A 1,095-nucleotide genomic window follows, 5' to 3' on the forward strand; every position below is an offset into this window, starting at 1 on the left:
AATGATTTGGAGACAGATCAGCCGCAAGGCATGTATGAAGGTGCTGCATGGTTGTCGTCAGCTCGTGCCGTGAGGTGTCGGCTTAAGTGCCATAACGAGCGCAACCCTTTCTGCCAGTTACTAACAGGTAGCGCTGAGGACTCTGGCGGTACTGCCATCGTAAGATGTGAGGAAGGTGGGGATGACGTCAAATCAGCACGGCCCTTACGTCCGGGGCTACACACGTGTTACAATGGGGGGTACAGAAGGCAGCTTGCCGGCGACGGTTGGCCAATCCGTAAAGCCTCTCTCAGTTCGGACTGGAGTCTGCAACCCGACTCCACGAAGCTGGATTCGCTAGTAATCGCGCATCAGCCACGGCGCGGTGAATACGTTCCCGGGCCTTGTACACACCGCCCGTCAAGCCATGAAAGCCGGGAGTACCTGAAGTGCGTAACCGCAAGGAGCGCCCTAGGGTAACACTGGTAATTGGGGCTAAGTCGTAACAAGGTAGCCGTACCGGAAGGTGCGGCTGGAACACCTCCTTTCTGGAGAGATACCGTTAAGAAGGTTTGTCCTTCTTGTACTACACAAGTTTGTTTAATTAAATATATTGGGGGATTAGCTCAGCTGGCTAGAGCACCTGCTTTGCACGCAGGGGGTCAACGGTTCGAATCCGTTATTCTCCACAGAAAATAAGGATAGACTTGCGAAGCAAGTCAATCTCATAAAATTCTCCACAGAAATGTGGATTCTCAATAGAGAATACAGAATTTTATAAAGATCTTTGACATGATGTAACAAGCTGAAAAATAAAGATTTGGTCAAAACCAAAAGAGCTAAAAGTATATATCATCCGCTCTGTTTAAAAAACAGGGTGTGTACGTGATAATGAAAGTAAGCAAGGGCGCATGGCGGATGCCTTGGCTCTCGGAGGCGATGAAGGACGTGATAAGCTGCGATAAGTCACGGGGAGGTGCAAATAACCCTTGATCCGTGAATTTCCGAATGGGACAACCCGATATCCTGAAGGGATATCACCTTACGTTTGTAAGGGGCTAACGCAGGGAACTGAAACATCTTAGTACCTGCAGGAAAAGAAAATAACAATGATTC

The 1,095-nt window shown here is 48.9% G+C and carries 1 tRNA gene and 2 rRNA genes; all 3 read left to right on the plus strand.

Annotated features, from left to right (window positions below):
* Window positions 1–527, plus strand: a 16S ribosomal RNA gene (locus tag I6E11_RS14615); the annotation flags it as partial.
* A gap of 67 nt (window positions 528–594) precedes the next feature.
* A tRNA-Ala gene (locus tag I6E11_RS14620) sits at window positions 595–668 on the plus strand.
* 202 nt (window positions 669–870) lie between these two features.
* Window positions 871–1,095: ribosomal RNA gene (locus tag I6E11_RS14625) — 23S ribosomal RNA — on the plus strand; the annotation flags it as partial.

Origin of the sequence: Bacteroides caecigallinarum, from assembly GCF_021531075.1 — a bacterium.
Lineage (GTDB): Bacteria > Bacteroidota > Bacteroidia > Bacteroidales > Bacteroidaceae > Phocaeicola > Phocaeicola caecigallinarum_B.